Source organism: Geodermatophilus sp. SYSU D00710, assembly GCF_054050195.1.
The window spans coordinates 1-14357 of sequence record NZ_JBJGYX010000088.1; the positions used below are offsets into that span (position 1 = coordinate 1).

Annotated in this window: 14 protein-coding genes; 4 read left to right on the forward strand and 10 right to left on the reverse strand. The window is 75.7% G+C overall.

Features of this window, described 5'->3' with window-relative positions; all coding sequences use genetic code 11:
• Positions 1 to 82: 82 nt before the first annotated feature.
• Together purD and rsgA are read right to left on the reverse strand one after the other, a co-directional pair.
• A complete protein-coding gene (gene purD, locus ACI78U_RS23655) occupies positions 83 to 1339 on the reverse strand; it encodes a phosphoribosylamine--glycine ligase (protein WP_456877851.1) in 1257 nt (418 codons plus the stop codon).
• Positions 1340 to 1364: 25 nt separating this feature from the next.
• Positions 1365 to 2321, reverse strand: a complete 957-nt coding sequence (gene rsgA / locus ACI78U_RS23660) for a ribosome small subunit-dependent GTPase A (protein ID WP_456877852.1) — start codon at positions 2319 to 2321, stop codon at positions 1365 to 1367.
• Between the two features lie 240 nt (positions 2322 to 2561).
• Here rsgA and ACI78U_RS23665 point away from each other — a divergent pair, with 240 nt between their 5' ends.
• A complete protein-coding gene (locus tag ACI78U_RS23665; RefSeq protein ID WP_456877853.1) occupies positions 2562 to 3575 on the forward strand; it encodes a glycerophosphodiester phosphodiesterase family protein in 1014 nt (337 codons plus the stop codon).
• Positions 3576 to 3668: 93 nt separating this feature from the next.
• Here ACI78U_RS23665 and ACI78U_RS23670 read toward each other — a convergent pair whose 3' ends face one another.
• Complete coding sequence (locus ACI78U_RS23670; protein ID WP_456877854.1) at positions 3669 to 4958, reverse strand: adenylosuccinate synthase; 1290 nt, start codon at positions 4956 to 4958, stop codon at positions 3669 to 3671.
• Positions 4959 to 5025: 67 nt separating this feature from the next.
• Between ACI78U_RS23670 and ACI78U_RS23675 the strand changes: the two genes are divergently transcribed.
• The 3 genes from ACI78U_RS23675 to ACI78U_RS23685 all read left to right on the forward strand — a co-directional run bounded on the left by ACI78U_RS23675 (position 5026) and on the right by ACI78U_RS23685 (position 7587).
• The gene (locus ACI78U_RS23675; RefSeq protein WP_456877855.1) at positions 5026 to 5640 is read left to right on the forward strand and encodes a hypothetical protein; all 615 of its coding nucleotides are present in this window, start codon (positions 5026 to 5028) and stop codon (positions 5638 to 5640) included.
• A gap of 103 nt (positions 5641 to 5743) precedes the next feature.
• Positions 5744 to 6790, forward strand: coding sequence for an ABC transporter permease (locus ACI78U_RS23680; RefSeq protein WP_456877856.1), 1047 nt, complete (start codon positions 5744 to 5746; stop codon positions 6788 to 6790).
• Positions 6787 to 7587, forward strand: a complete 801-nt coding sequence (locus ACI78U_RS23685) for an ATP-binding cassette domain-containing protein (RefSeq protein WP_456877857.1) — start codon at positions 6787 to 6789, stop codon at positions 7585 to 7587. Before ACI78U_RS23680 ends, ACI78U_RS23685 begins: the two co-directional genes overlap by 4 nt.
• A gap of 28 nt (positions 7588 to 7615) precedes the next feature.
• On the opposite strand, the gene ACI78U_RS23690 is transcribed toward ACI78U_RS23685, so the two are convergent.
• The 7 genes from ACI78U_RS23690 to ACI78U_RS23720 form a co-directional block, all read right to left on the reverse strand.
• Complete coding sequence (locus tag ACI78U_RS23690; protein WP_456877858.1) at positions 7616 to 7759, reverse strand: GPGG-motif small membrane protein; 144 nt, start codon at positions 7757 to 7759, stop codon at positions 7616 to 7618.
• Positions 7760 to 7903: 144 nt separating this feature from the next.
• Positions 7904 to 8311, reverse strand: a complete 408-nt coding sequence (locus ACI78U_RS23695) for a DUF3151 domain-containing protein (protein ID WP_456877859.1) — start codon at positions 8309 to 8311, stop codon at positions 7904 to 7906.
• A 2-nt stretch (positions 8312 to 8313) separates the two neighbouring features.
• Positions 8314 to 9348 carry a class II fructose-bisphosphate aldolase gene (gene fbaA / locus ACI78U_RS23700; RefSeq protein WP_456877860.1) on the reverse strand — a complete coding sequence of 345 codons (1035 nt, stop codon included), beginning with the start codon at positions 9346 to 9348 and terminating at the stop codon, positions 8314 to 8316.
• A gap of 81 nt (positions 9349 to 9429) precedes the next feature.
• Complete coding sequence (locus ACI78U_RS23705; protein ID WP_456877861.1) at positions 9430 to 10824, reverse strand: FAD-binding oxidoreductase; 1395 nt, start codon at positions 10822 to 10824, stop codon at positions 9430 to 9432.
• Positions 10825 to 10990: 166 nt separating this feature from the next.
• Positions 10991 to 11545, reverse strand: coding sequence for an orotate phosphoribosyltransferase (gene pyrE / locus ACI78U_RS23710; RefSeq protein ID WP_456877862.1), 555 nt, complete (start codon positions 11543 to 11545; stop codon positions 10991 to 10993).
• A gap of 85 nt (positions 11546 to 11630) precedes the next feature.
• On the reverse strand, positions 11631 to 12323 hold the full coding sequence (locus ACI78U_RS23715; protein WP_456877863.1) for a fasciclin domain-containing protein: 693 nt from the start codon (positions 12321 to 12323) through the stop codon (positions 11631 to 11633).
• Between the two features lie 170 nt (positions 12324 to 12493).
• On the reverse strand, positions 12494 to 14146 hold the full coding sequence (locus ACI78U_RS23720; RefSeq protein ID WP_456877864.1) for a molybdopterin-dependent oxidoreductase: 1653 nt from the start codon (positions 14144 to 14146) through the stop codon (positions 12494 to 12496).
• Between the last annotated feature and the right edge of the window lie 211 nt (positions 14147 to 14357).

A 14357-nucleotide genomic window follows, 5' to 3' on the forward strand; every position in this document is an offset into this window, starting at 1 on the left:
CGTCCTCCCTCACGGTGGGCGGTGAGGGAGGACGCCGCACGGTGAGGGAGGACGACCTGCGGTGCGGGAGGACGCCCGGCGGCTACGGGAGGGTGATCCGGCCCTCGACGGCGGCCAGCGCGATGTCGGTGCGCCAGTGCGCGCCGGCCAGGCGGACGGCAGCCACCCGGTCGTAGGCGCTCCGCCGGGCGACGGCGAGGTCGGGTCCGGTCGCGGTCACCGCGAGCACCCGCCCGCCGGTCGAGCGGACCGTCCCCTCGGCGTCCACGGCGGTGCCGGCGTGCAGCACGCCCTCGCCGTCGGCCCCGGTGACCGGATCGCCGGTGCGCGGCGCCTCCGGATAGCCGGGCGCGGCGACGACGACGGTGACCGCGGCACCGGGACGCCAGCGCAGCGGCGGGTGGTCGGCGAGGGTGCCGGTGGCCGCGGCGTGCAGCAGCCCGCCCAGCGGCGTCTCCAGCAGCGGCAGCACCACCTGGGTCTCGGGGTCGCCGAAGCGGGCGTTGAACTCGACCACCCGCACGCCGCGGGAGGTCAGCGCCAGCCCGGCGTAGAGCAGCCCGCTGAACGGCTCGCCGCGGCGGCGCATCTCGTCGACCGTCGGCTGCAGCACGGTGGCCAGCACCTCGTCGACCAGCCCGGCCGGCGCCCAGGGCAGCGGTGCGTAGGCGCCCATCCCGCCGGTGTTGGGACCCGCGTCGCCGTCGTCGCGGCGCTTGTGGTCCTGGGCCGGGACGAGCGGCACGACGGTCGTCCCGTCGGTCACCGCGAACAGCGACACCTCCGGGCCGTCGAGGTACTCCTCGACCAGCACCGCACCCCCGGCGTCGAGCACGCGGCGCCCGTGGGCGACGGCGGCGTCGCGGTCGGCGGTGACGACGACGCCCTTGCCGGCGGCCAGCCCGTCGTCCTTGACCACGAACGGCGGGCCGGCCTCGTCCAGCGCGGTCTCCAGCTCGGCCGGCCCGCCCACCGGCCACGCCCGGGCGGTCGGCACGCCGGCGGCGGCCATGACGTGCTTGGCGAAGGACTTGCTGCCCTCGATCTGCGCGGCCTGCGCCGACGGGCCGAAGCAGGCGATCCCCGCCTCGCGGACGGCGTCAACGGCACCGGCCACCAGCGGCACCTCCGGACCGACGACGACGAGGTCGGCGCCCCACCCGGTGGCCAGCGCCGCGACCGCCACGGGGTCGGCGACGTCGAGGGGCGCCGGCTCGGCGATGCGCGCGGTGCCGGCGTTGCCCGGCGCGCAGGCCAGCGCGGTGACCGCGGGATCGGACGACAGAGCGACGCACAGGGCGTGCTCCCGGGCTCCGGAGCCGACGACGAGCACGCGCACGGACGGCGACCCTACCCAGGCGGGGTCATCGCACCCGGTTCGGCTGCGCGCGGTACGCGCGGTGCAGTGCCTTGACCCGGGCGTGCTCGGCAGCCCGGGCACGGGCGTCGGCCCGCAGCTCCTGACGGCGGGCCTCGGCCTGCAGCTTGCGCCAGCCGAGCAGCCGGGCGGGGTCGAGCCGGCCGTCGTCGATGGCCGCCGCGACCGCGCAGCCGGGCTCGGTGCGGTGCGCGCAGTCGCGGAACCGGCAGTGCAGCGCCAGCTCGGCGACGTCGGCGTAGGCGGTGTCGACGCCCTCGTCGTCGTAGAGGCCCAGCTCCCGCATGCCGGGGGTGTCGACGAGCAGCCCGCCGCCGGGCAGCAGGTGCAGCTCGCGGGAGGTGGTGGTGTGCCGGCCGCGGCCGTCGGCCTCCCGCACGTCCTGCGTCGGCGCCACCTCGCGGCCGGCCAGCGCGTTGGCCAGCGAGGACTTCCCGACTCCCGACGGGCCGACCATGGCCGCCGTCCGTCCGTCCGCGAGCAGCGCGCGCACCGCGTCGAGCCCCTCGCCGGTGCGCGCGCTGACGGCGAGCACCTCGGCCCCGACGGCGTCCTCGGCCACCGCGGCCACCGCGGCCGGGACGTCGTCGCACAGGTCGGCCTTGGTGAGGACGACGACCGGCGTCGCGCCGCTCCCCCAGGCGACGGCGAGGTAGCGCTCAACCCGCCGCGCGCGGGTCGGCCCGGCCAGCGCGTCCACCACGAGCACCAGGTCGAGGTTGGCCGCCACGACCTGCGCCGCGGACGTGCGGCCCGCGACGGTGCGGGTGAACGCCGACCGGCGCGGCAGCACGGCGACGGCGAGCTCGCCGCGCAGCGCCACCCAGTCGCCCACCGCCGGTGAGGCGACGCCGTCGGGGTCGTGCAGCGCGGCGGCGAGGTGCACCCGCCGCTCACCGTCGGCGGTGAGGACGGTGAGCCGGCCACGGTCGACCCGGCTCACCCGACCGGGGTGGGTCCCGTCGGGGAGGTGCTCGAGAAGCGCGGGGGACCAGCCGATCCCTGAGAGATGCGTCACGGAGCGGATGGTCCCGCGCAGGTCAGCGCGGCGTCTTCCGATTTCTCAGCGACTCGCCAGCCGGTGTTCGCCATCCCGACACCTCGATCCGGTGTTGTGGATGGCATGCACGCGACCGAGTCGCTCGCGACTCCCGCAGCGGCCCGGTCCCCCCGTCCCGTCGTCGTGGGACACCGCGGTGCCTGTGCGTACCGCCCGGAGCACACCCTCGCCAGTTACGAGCTGGCCATCGACATGGGCGCCGACCTCGTCGAGCCCGACATCGTCGTCTCGAGGGACGGCGCGCTGGTCGCGCGGCACGAGAACGAGCTCTCGCGCACCACCGACGTCGCCACCCGGCCGGAGTTCGCCGACCGCCGCACCACCCGGCGGGTCGGCCGCAAGCGGCGCACCGGCTGGTTCGCCGAGGACTTCACGCTCGAGGAGCTGCGCACCCTGCGCGCCGTCGAGCGGCGGCCGGACCTGCGCCCGCTCAACACCGCCTACGACGGCCGGTTCGGCATCGTGACGCTCGAGGAGATCGTCGAGCTGGTCCGCCGCCGGTCCACCCCGCAGCGGCAGGTGCGCGTGCTCGCCGAGCTGAAGAAGCCCACCTGGTCGGCCGAGCACGGCCAGCCGATGGCCGAGCTGGTCGCCGCCGAGCTGCGCCGCCTGGACGCCGCCTCCCCCGACGGGCCGGTGGTCCTGCAGTCCTTCGACGCCGGCGCGCTGCGGCGGCTGCGGGCCGACCTCGGCGACGACGGCCCGACGATGTTCCAGCTGGTCGACGACGCCGCCTGCGACGACCACCTGGTCACCAACGCCGGGCTGCGGGCGGTCTCCACCTACGCCCAGGGCATCGCGCCGTGCATCGACCGGCTGCTGCTGCGCGACGAGGAGGAGTCGCTGACCGGCGTCTCCGACCTGGTGCGCCGGGCGCACTCGGCCGGGCTGCGGGTGGTGCCGTGGACGCTGGCCGCGGAGAACGCCTTCCTCCCCCGCCAGCTGCGCCGCGGCGAGGACCCCGCCGCCGCGGGTGACGCGCTGTCGGCCGCCCGCCTGCTGCTGGCGCTCGGTGTCGACGGCGTCATCACCGACAACCCCGACGTCGTCGTCGCCGCCCGCGCCGAGCTCGAGCGGTCCGCCGTCCCCGCCGCGAAGCGGGACGTCAGGCGGCTCGCCGATGATCAGGTCACCTGATCGTGCGGCGTCCTCCCTCGCCGTGCGGCGTCCTCCCTCACGGTGGGACGTCGGGTAGGACGCCCGACGATCAGGTCACCTGATCGTGGCGGCTCAGTCGAGCAGGTCGTGGACGACGACGTTCTCGTCGCGGCCGGGACCCACGCCGATGACGCTGATCCGCGCGCCGGAGAGCTCCTCGAGCCGGCGCACGTAGGCCTGCGCGTTGGCCGGCAGCTCGTCGAAGGTGCGGCAGTGCCGGAGGTCCTCGGTCCAGCCCGGCATCTCCTCGTAGACCGGCTGCGCGTGGTGGAAGCCGGTCTGCGTCATCGGCATCTCCTCGTGCCGGACGCCGTCGACGTCGTAGGCGACGCAGATGGGCACCGTCGGCAGCCCCGAGAGCACGTCGAGCTTGGTGAGGAAGTAGTCGGTGATGCCGTTGACCCGGCTGGCGTACCGGGCGACGACGGCGTCGAACCAGCCGCAGCGGCGGTCGCGGCCGGTGGTGACGCCCACCTCGCCGCCGACCGTGCGCAGGTGGTCGCCGTTGGCGTCGAACAGCTCGGTCGGGAACGGGCCCGAGCCCACCCGCGTCGTGTAGGCCTTGAGGATGCCGACCACCCGGGAGATGCGGGTGGGGCCGATCCCGCTGCCGGTGGCCGCCCCGCCCGCGGTCGGGTTCGACGACGTGACGAACGGATAGGTGCCGTGGTCGACGTCGAGCAACGTGCCCTGCGAGCCCTCCAGCAGCACCCACTGGCCCGCGTCGAGGGCGTCGGCCAGCATCAGCCGGGTGTCGGCGATGCGCTCGCGCAGCTGCTCGGCGTAGCCGGCGTACTCCTCGACCACCTCGTCGACGTCGATGGCCTTGCGGTTGTAGACCTTGACCAGCACCTGGTTCTTCTCCACCAGGGTGCCCTCGAGCTTCTGCCGCAGGATCGACAGGTCGAGCAGGTCGGCCACCCGGATGCCGGTGCGGGCCACCTTGTCCCCGTAGGCCGGGCCGATGCCGCGGCCGGTGGTGCCGATCTTGCGCTTGCCGAGGAACCGCTCGGTGACCCGGTCCAGCGCCCGGTGGTGCGGCATGATCAGGTGCGCGTCGGCCGAGATGACCAGCCGGGAGGTGTCGACGCCGCGCTGCTCCAGCCCGGCCAGCTCGCCGATGAGCACCTGGGGGTCGACGACGACGCCGTTGCCGATCACCGGGGTGCAGCCGGGCGTGAGGATGCCCGACGGGATCAGGTGCAGCGCGTAGCGCTCGCCGTCGGGGGTGATGACGGTGTGGCCGGCGTTGTTGCCGCCCTGGTAGCGCACCACGTAGGGCACGCGGCCGCCGAGGAGGTCGGTGGCCTTGCCCTTGCCCTCGTCGCCCCACTGGGCGCCGATCAGCACGACTGCCGGCATCTCGCTGTCGTCTCCCCTGGGACTCGTCACCGGCGGTCGACCGGCTGGCAGGTGGCAGGGTATCGGCATGTCCCTCGTCGAGTTCGACCTGCGCGGTCTCGGCCCCGGGCAGGCCCCGGAGCGCGCCGCCGTCGCGGGTGCGGCCGAGGCCGGCGCGCTGCTGGTGCGCGGGCCGGTCGCAGCGCTGTCGGCGGTGCTGGCCGCGCTGCACCGGGCGGGCCGCACCGCGGAGGCGCCGGTGTCGTGGGAGCCGGCCGACGACCCCGCCTCCCGGGGGCTGGCGCGCGATCTCGGCCTCGGCACGGGCGGGGCGCGGGAGCTGTCGCTGGTGCGTGACGACCACGGCGGGGTCCTGCTGCAGCACGGGCGCTACGAGCCGGCGGAGAGGGGGCGCCTGCCGCTGTCCGCGCGGCTGGGGGTGCAGGCCCACCACGACGACGCGCGGGTGGCCGACGGGATGGTCGCGCGCATCGACGTCCGGCCGGACTGGCGCGCGGTCGACACCATCCGCGTCGTCGTCTCCCCCCAGCTGATGCGCCCGCCGCGGCGCAGCACCGGCCGGGCGCTGCAGCTGGCCAGCGACCCCGCGCTGGTCACCCGCGACGGCGTCCCCTTCCCGCGGCCGGTCACCCGCTGGACCTGGTACGCCGACGACCGGGTGCGCTGGCGGCTGCACCCGTAGACGAAGGGACCCCACTGCGGGAGGGCCGTCCGCGGCGTCGTCGTGGACACTGGGGAGGCCCTTGCCCCGAGGAGGCCCCGCTGCGCCCTTGCCCGGTGACCCGGTGACCGTCGACCGCCTGCCGTTCACCCGCGTCGCTCCGCCGCGCCGTCCGGTGGCCGAGCGCGTGATGGCCCGGCCGAGCATCGCCGCGGTGCTCGGCCTCGTGGCCGTCGTCGTCGTCTTCGGGCTGTGCGTGCCCGACCTGCTGACCCCGGCGGGCCTGGCCGGCGTCCTCGACGCCGCCGCGCTGCTGGGCATCGGCGGGGTGACGGTGGGGCTGCTCCTGGTCGGCGGTCACTTCGACGTGTCGATCGGCACGGTCACGGTCGGCAGCGCCGTCCTCACCGGGGTGCTCGCCGGCCCGATGGAGTGGGGCATCTGGTCCGCGCTGACGGCGTCCCTGGCCGCGGCGCTGGCCGTCGGGCTGGTCAACGGCTGGCTGGTGGTGGCCACCGGGCTGCCGAGCTTCCTGGTCACCCTGGCGACGGCGCTGGTGCTGCAGGGGACGACGGTGTCGGCCCTGCCCCTGGTCGCCGGCGGCCCGCGGATCACCGGCCTGGACGAGGCGCCCGGGTGGTCCTCGGCGTCGGCGCTGTTCGGGTCGACCGTGGAGGTCGGCGGCGGGGTGTTCCCCGTCTCGCTCCTCTGGTGGCTGGGCGTGACCGCCCTCGCCGGCTGGCTGCTGTGGCGCACCCGCTTCGGCAACGACGTGCTGGCGATCGGCGGCTCCCGCCGGGCGGCGCGCGAGCTCGGCGTCCCGGTCCGGCGGACGACGCTGGTGCTCTACCTCCTCACCGCGGGCGCGGGCTGGCTGCTGGGCACGCTCGCCCTCGTCCCGGTCGCCAGCGTCGCGGCGACCCCGGCGCTGGTCACCGCCATCGACTTCGTGGTGGTGGCCGTGATCGGCGGGTGCCTGCTCACCGGTGGCTACGGCTCGATGGCAGGCGCGGCGGTCGGCGCGCTGGTCTACGCCGTCGCCCGGCGCGGGGTGGAGCTGTCGGGCTGGGACCCGCGCTGGTCGCAGGTCCTGCTCGGGGTGCTGCTGCTCGTCGCCCTCGTCGTCGGAGGGGTGGTGCGCGGCCGGCTGCGGGCCGCGCCGCGGTCGTGACCACGCCCCCGGTCCTGGAACTGCGCCGGCTGTCGGTCCGCTACGGCGGCGTGCCCGCGCTCGACCGGGTGGACGTGGCGCTCGAAGGCGGCCGGATCACCTGCGTCCTCGGGGAGAACGGCTCCGGGAAGTCGACGCTGGTGGCGGTGCTGTCCGGGCTGCGCCGGCACGACGACGGCGAGCTGCTCCTCGACGGCGTCCCGGTGCGCTTCGGCAGCCCGCGGGCGGCGCGGGAGGCCGGCATCGCCACGGTGTGGCAGGACCTCGCCGTCGCGCCGCTGCTGTCGGTGTGGCGCAACCTGTGCCTGGGCGCCGAGCCGACCCGCGGGCGGTGGCCGCTGCGCCGCCTCGACGTCGACGCCGCCCGCGAGACCGCCGTGCGGGCGTTCGAGCGCATCGGGGTCACCGGCATCGACCCCGACCAGCCGGTCAACTCGCTGCAGGCCGGCGCCCGACAGAGCCTCGCCATCGCCCGTGCGGTGCACTACGGCGCCCGCGCGCTGGTGCTCGACGAGCCGACCGAGCCGATGACGACCGCGCAGCACACGCTGGTCGGACAGGCGGTGCTCGGCGCCCGGGCACGCGGGCTGGCGGTCGTGCTGGTGACGCACAACCCGCGCTACGCGCACCTCGTGGGGGACCGCTTCCTGCTGCTGGCCCGCGGCCAGGTGGCCGGCGACCTCACCCACGCCGACGTCGACGCCGACGACCTGACCCGGCTGATGGCCGGCGGCGAGGAGCTGACCGCCCTGACCGCGCGCCTGCAGGAACTGCACCCCGAGCTCGGGGACCGCTGACCTCGCGGCCTCCTGAGCCCGGGGCCGGTCAGGCGAAGACGCTCACCCCGCCGGGGCCCACCAGCAGCCCGACGACGATCAGCACGATCCCCCAGAGCAGCTGTCCCCGGATGATCGCGAGGACGCCGGCGATGACGAGGACGACGGCGAGGATCCAGAGCAGTGTCGCCACGGAACACCTCCACGAGTGCGCGTCCCGGATGGACGCGGTGGTGACGCAGTGTGCTCCCGGACCCGGTGTTCCGCCTGGTGAGCGCCGGGGACCGTCCGAACGGGTGAGCCACGGTGACCGTCGGTCAGCGCAGTGGCGGGGACGTCAGGGGGCCAGGCTCGGGTCGCAGTCGCGCAGCAGCTGGGTGCAGCGCTCCTGCTCGTCGACCTCGCCGATCGCCTCGGCCGCCCGGGCCAGCACCGTGACGCAGCGCAGGAAGCCCCGGTTGGGCTCGTGCGACCACGGCACCGGGCCGTAGCCCTTCCAGCCGTTCTTGCGCAGCGCGTCGAGGCCGCGGTGGTAGCCGGTGCGGGCGTAGGCGTAGGCCTCGATGGTGCGGCCGCCGTCGAGCGCCGCCTCGGCCAGCGCGGCCCACGCCGCGCTGGCCCGCGGGTGACCGGCGGCCACCTCGGCGGGGTCGGTGCCGGCCGCCAGCGCGGCCTCGGCGTCGGGGTCGCCGGGCAGCAGCGTGGCCGGCGGCTCGCCGAGCAGGTTCTGGTGGGAGTGCGTCACGGTCAGGCGCCCTGGGACTGGCCGGCCGACAGCAGGTCCTCGCACGCGGTGACCACGCGGGCGGCCATGCCCGTCTCGGCGAGCTTCATGTAGGACCGCGGGTCGTAGGCCTTCTTGTTGCCCACCTCACCGTCGATCTTGAGCACGCCGTCGTAGTTGCTGAACACGTGCCCGGCGATCGGGCGGGTGAAGGCGTACTGGGTGTCGGTGTCGACGTTCATCTTCACCACGCCGTAGGACAGCGCCTCGCGGATCTCCGACTGCAGCGAGCCCGAGCCGCCGTGGAAGACGAAGTTGAACGGCTTGCTGCCCTCGGGCAGGCCGAGCTCCTGCGAGACGACCTCCTGGCCCTGCTTGAGGATCTCCGGCCGCAGCTTGACGTTGCCGGGCTTGTAGACGCCGTGCACGTTGCCGAAGGTGGCCGCGAGCAGGTAGACGCCGCGCTCGCCGAGGCCGAGGGCCTTGGCCGTGGACACGAAGTCGCCCGGGGCGGTGTAGAGCTTCTCGTTGATGTCGTGCGCGACGCCGTCCTCCTCGCCGCCGACGACGCCGATCTCCAGCTCGAGGACGATCTTCGCCGCGGCGCACTTGTCGATGAGCTCCTCGGCGATGTGGAGGTTCTCCTCGAGGTCGATCGCCGAGCCGTCCCACATGTGCGACTGGAACAGCGGCGCCTGGCCGGCGTCGACCCGGTCCTTCGACAGCGCGACCAGCGGCCGGACGTAGGCGTCGAGCTTGTCCTTGGGGCAGTGGTCGGTGTGCAGCGCGACGTTGACCGGGTACTTCTCGGCGACGACGTGCGCGAACTCGGCCAGCGCCACCGCGCCGGTGACCATGTCCTTGACCCGGGTGCCCGAGCCGAACTCGGCGCCGCCGGTGGAGAACTGGACGATCCCGTCGCTGCCCGCGTCGGCGAACCCGCGCAGCGCGGCGTTGATCGTCTCGGACGAGGTGCAGTTGATCGCCGGGTAGGCGAAGCCGCCCTCCTTCGCCCGGCTGATCATGTCGGCGTAGACCTCGGGGGTCGCGATGGGCATCCGGGCACTCCTCGTCGAACGGGCGTCGGTCGGCGGTCAGTATCGCGCCCGCGCCCGGTGCGCCGACAGCGGGCGGGCTCCTCAGCCGCGGCGGCGCAGCACCTTGCCGGGGTTGAGCAGGCCGGCCGGGTCGAGGGCGTCCTTGACGCGCCGGTGTACGTCGAGCGAGACCGCGCCGACCTCCCGCTCGAGCCACTCGACCTTGAGCGAGCCGATGCCGTGCTCGCCGGTCACCGTGCCGCCCAGGGACAGCCCGAGGTCGAGGATGTCGTCGAAGGCGGCGAAGGCCCGCGCGCGCTGGTCGGGGTCGGCCGGGTCGAAGCAGATGGTCGGGTGCATGTTGCCGTCGCCCGCGTGCCCGACGACGCCGATGGTCAGCCCGCGCTGCACGGCGATCGCGTCGCACCCGTCGAGGAAGGCCGCGATCCGCGAGCGGGGGACGGCGACGTCGTCGATGAGGGTGGTGCCCAGCTGCTCGAGGGCGGGCAGCGCCATGCGCCGGGCGGCGAGCAGCAGGTCGCCCTCGGCGGGGTCGTCGGTGGTGTGCACCAGCTGCGCCCCGGCCTCCCGGCAGACCTCCGCCAGCGCCTCGATCTCGGCGAGCGCGGCCGCTCCCCCGGAGTCCGACTGGGCCACGAGCAGGGCGTGCGCGTCGCGGTCGAGGTCGGCGCGCAGCAGGTCGTCGACCGCGCAGATGCAGGTGTTGTCCATGACCTCGAGCAGGCTGGGCACCAGCCCGGAGGTGACCACCCGCTCGACCACCTCGCCGGTCTGCGCGGTGGTGGCGAAGGTGGCCACCAGCGTCACCGGCCGCTCCGGCGCCGGGCGCAGCGCCAGCGTGGCCTCGGTGATGACGCCGAGGGTGCCCTCCGACCCCACGAACAGCCGGGCCAGGTCGTAGCCGGCCACGCCCTTCACCGTGCGCCGTCCGGTGCGCAACACCTGCCCGTCGGCAAGCACGACCTCCAGGCCGAGCACGTAGTCGGTGGTGACGCCGTACTTGACGCAGCACAGGCCGCCGGAGTTGGTGGAGAGGTTGCCGCCGATCGTGCACCAGTCGTAGCTCGACGGGTCGGGCGGGTAGAACAGCCCGGACCCGGCGACGGCGTCGCGCAGCGCCTTGTTGACCACGCCGGGCTGCACGACGGCCAGGCGGTCGGCCGGGGAGACCTCGAGGACGGCGTCCATGCGGGTCATGACCATCGTGATCGCGCCGTCGACGGCGTTGCTCGCCCCGGCCAGCCCCGAACCCGCACCGCGCGGGACGACGGGGACGCCGTGCCGGGAGGCGATCCGCATGACCGCGGCGACGTCCTCGGTGCGGCGGGGGAAGACGACCGCGGCGGGCGTTCCGGCCTCGGCCAGCATCGCCTGGTCGTGGGCGTAGGCGGCGGTGACGTCGGGGTCGGTGCGGACGCCGCCGGCCCCCAGCGCGGCGGTGAGCTCGTCGACCCAGGCGGTGGCGAGTGTGGTCACCCTCACACGGTACGGCGCCCGGTGCCGGGATCAGGTGACCTGATCGTCGGGCGTCCTCCCCCACGGTGGGCGGTGAGGGAGGACGCCCGGCGGTGAGGGAGGACGCCGGTTCCACGCCGACTCAGCCCACGCCGACTCAGCCCACGCCGACTCAGCCCAGGCCGACTCAGCCCAGGCCGAGGTCGGCGAGCTCGTAGGCGGCGCGGTACTCCAGGCCCGCGGCCTCCACGGCTGCCCGCCCGCCCCGGTCGACGACGACCGCGACAGCGATCACCTCCGCGCCGGCCTCCTGCAGCGCCTCGACGGCGGCCAGCGGGCTGCTGCCGGTGGTGGAGACGTCCTCGACGACGAGCACCGCCCGCCCGGCGACGTCGGGGCCCTCGATCCGGCGCTGCATCCCGTGCGACTTCCCGGACTTGCGCACCACGCACGCGTCCAGGAACCCCTCTCCGTCGGCCGCGGCGTGCAGCATCGCCGTCGCCACCGGGTCGGCGCCCAGGGTGAGCCCCCCGACGACGTCGTAGCGCAGGTCGCCGGTCAGCTGGCGCATCACGCGGCCGACCAGCGGGGCGCCCTCGTGGTGGAGGGTGAGCCGGCGCATGTCGATGTACCAGTCGGCCTCCTGCCCCGAGGACAGGGTGACCCGCCCGCGGACGACGGCGAGGTCGACGATCAGCTCGAGCAGGCGGTCGCGGTCGGGGGAGGCGGCCGGTCGGTTCATGGTCGCGACCCTAGGAGGGCGGCCGCCGGGGCGCCGGGGGACGCCGAGGCCGCCGCCCCACCGGGACGGCGGCCGGACGGCGGCCTCAGGCGGTGGACGCGAGCACCTGGTCGACGATGTAGACGGTCGCGTTGGCCGTCTGCACGTTGCCGCAGACCACCGACGCCGGGGTGCCGGTGACGGTCTGGGCGATGGTGAACGCCTCGCTGGAGCCCTCGATGGTCACCTCGTCGCCGGCGACGGTGGTGTGGGTGCCGGCGAGCTGGTCGGGCGCGAGCCGGCCCGGGATGACGTGGTGGGTGAGGAGCTGGGTGAGCGCGGCGTTGTCGGCCAGCACCGCCTGCAGCTGGTCGGCCGGGACCGCCTCGAACGCCGGGTTGGCCGGGGCGATGACGGTGACGTCCGGAGTCGTGTTCAGCGTGTCGACGAGGTTCGCCTGGACGGCCGCCTGCACCAGCGTCGACAGCACCGGGTTGTTGCTGGCGGCGACGGCGACCGGGTCGTCGGTCATGCCGGCGAAGCTGCCCTCGCCGTCGGCCGGCACCGACGAGCAGCCGGCACCGAACGGCTCGTCCGCGGCGGGCTCGGCCGCAGGGCTGCTGCTCTCCGTCGCCCCCGAGCCCTCCGCCGACGGGCTGCTCTCCTCGGCGGCCGGGCTGTCGCCGGAGGCGGAGCTGTCGGTGGCGCCGGCGTCGTCCGAGCTGCACGCGCTCAGGGTGACGGCGAGGGCGGAGGCGGTGGCCAGCAGGAGGCCGCGGGTCAGGCGGTTCTTCGTCACGGGTCAGATGCTCCTCGGTCGTCGTGCTCGTCCGTCGGGGGACCGGGTGGCCCCCACGGTGGTCCCTCCCGACCCAGTCGAGGGGTCGGGAGAGGCGTCTGCGGCCGGGCGGCCGAGACGGGCTCTGGGGTGGTGTGCCCGGCCGGCGGCGGCCGGCGGGGCGGGGACCGCTACCGGGCGATCACCCGGATGGAGTGCAGGCCGCTGGCCCCGTCCGGGAAGGGCCGGGCGCGGTCCGCGGACTGCACCTCGCCGTCGGCCGTGGTGGCGCGGACGGTGAGCTGGTAGGAGCCGGGGGCGAAGTCGTGGGGCAGCACCCACTGCCGCCACACGTCGACGCCGGCCTGCGGGGCCAGCTCGGCCTCCCGCCACTCGCCGTCGTCGATCCGCACCTCGACCCGGGCGATGCCGCGGGTCTGGGCCCACGCCACCCCGGCGATCGGCCGCCGGCCGGCGGGGAACTGCCGCAGCGGGGCCGGGGTGTCGATCCGCGAGGCGACCTTGACCGGACCCTCGGCCGCCCAGCCGCGCCGCACCCAGTAGGCGTCGAAGGCACCGAAGGTCGTCGCCTCGATCGAGGTCAGCCACTTGCACGCCGAGACGTAGCCGTAGAGGCCCGGGATGAGCATCCGCACGGGGAAGCCGTGCTCCACCGGCAGCGGCTCGCCGTTCATCCCGAAGGCGAGCATCGCGTTCTCCACCTCGAGGGCCGCACGGGTCGGGGCGCCGATCGTCATCCCGTCCGACGACCGGCACACGAGCTGGTCGGAGCCGGCGGAGACGCCGTTCTCGCGGAGCAGGGTGCCCAGCGGGACGCCGGTCCAGCGGGCGGTGCCGGCCAGCCCGCCGCCGACCTCGTTGGAGACGCAGGTGAGCGTGACGTCGCGCTCGATGACGTCGTCGCGGTCGAACAGGTCGGCCAGGGTGTAGCTGCGCGGCGCGTCGAACATCCCGGAGAGGGTCAGCCGGTAGCCGGCCGGACGGATCTGCGGGACGGTGATCGCGGTGTCGACCCGGTAGAAGTCGCGGACGGGCGTGAACAGCGGGGTGAGGCCCCCGACCCGCTCGGCGAGGTCCGCGCCCCGGGGCAGCTCCGGTGCGGGGGACGACGGCGCCGGCAGGCTGAGCCCACCGCGGTCGTTGCTCACGTCGAAGCGGCGCTGCAGCAGCCGGCCACCGCCCCCGGTGACCGCGGCCGCCCCGAGCGCGACGCCACTGGCGACGACGAAGCGGCGGCGGTCCATGCCGGCGCCCTTGCGGTCGGCCATGGCGAGCGCCCCGCGCAGGCGCTCGACGACGTCGTCGTCGGCGGACCGTCCACCGGCCGACCTGCTCGACGGGGCGACCAGCAGCAGGAGAGCGGCGGTGCCGGCGAGGGCGCCCGCCAGCGAGGGCAGGGCGTCGAGCCCACCACCGGACGGGCGGCCGACGGCGGCCACCGCGCCGAGGACGCCGAACAGCGCGATCCCGGCGACCCCGGCCCGGCGCGACCGGAGGGAGACCCGCCCGACGAGCAGCGCCCACAGCGCGACGACCACCAGCGTGCCGACGACGAGCGCGACCTTGTCGTGCTCGCCGAAGGTCGTGACGGCGAACCGCTTGACCGGCTCGGGGGCCAGCGTGATGACCGCGTCGCCGACCGCGACGACGGGTGAGGACCCCGGTCCGACGAGCCCCGCGACCAGCTCGGCGGCGCCGAGCGCCACGGCTGCCGCCAGCAGGCCGGCGAGCGCGGCGAGCAGGCGGCGCGGACCGCGGCCGGCCGGGGCCGGGGCCCCGTGCGGTCCGGCGGCCGGCGCGGGGGCCCGCTCGGTGGTGGTCACGCCCGGGGTTCGGGGAGAGCCGGCCGGCGGTTCAGCAGGGCCGGTCACGATCGGGTAACGGGTCGCCCGCGCGCTGCGGTCACACGCCGGCCTCCGTCCGTCGGGTGCGCACGTCGCCGGCCCCCGGCGGGGGGCGCCGGGGGCGGGGGGGGGGGGCGGGGGGGGGGGGGGGGCGGGGGGGGGGGGGGGGGGGGCGGGCGTTGGGGGGCGC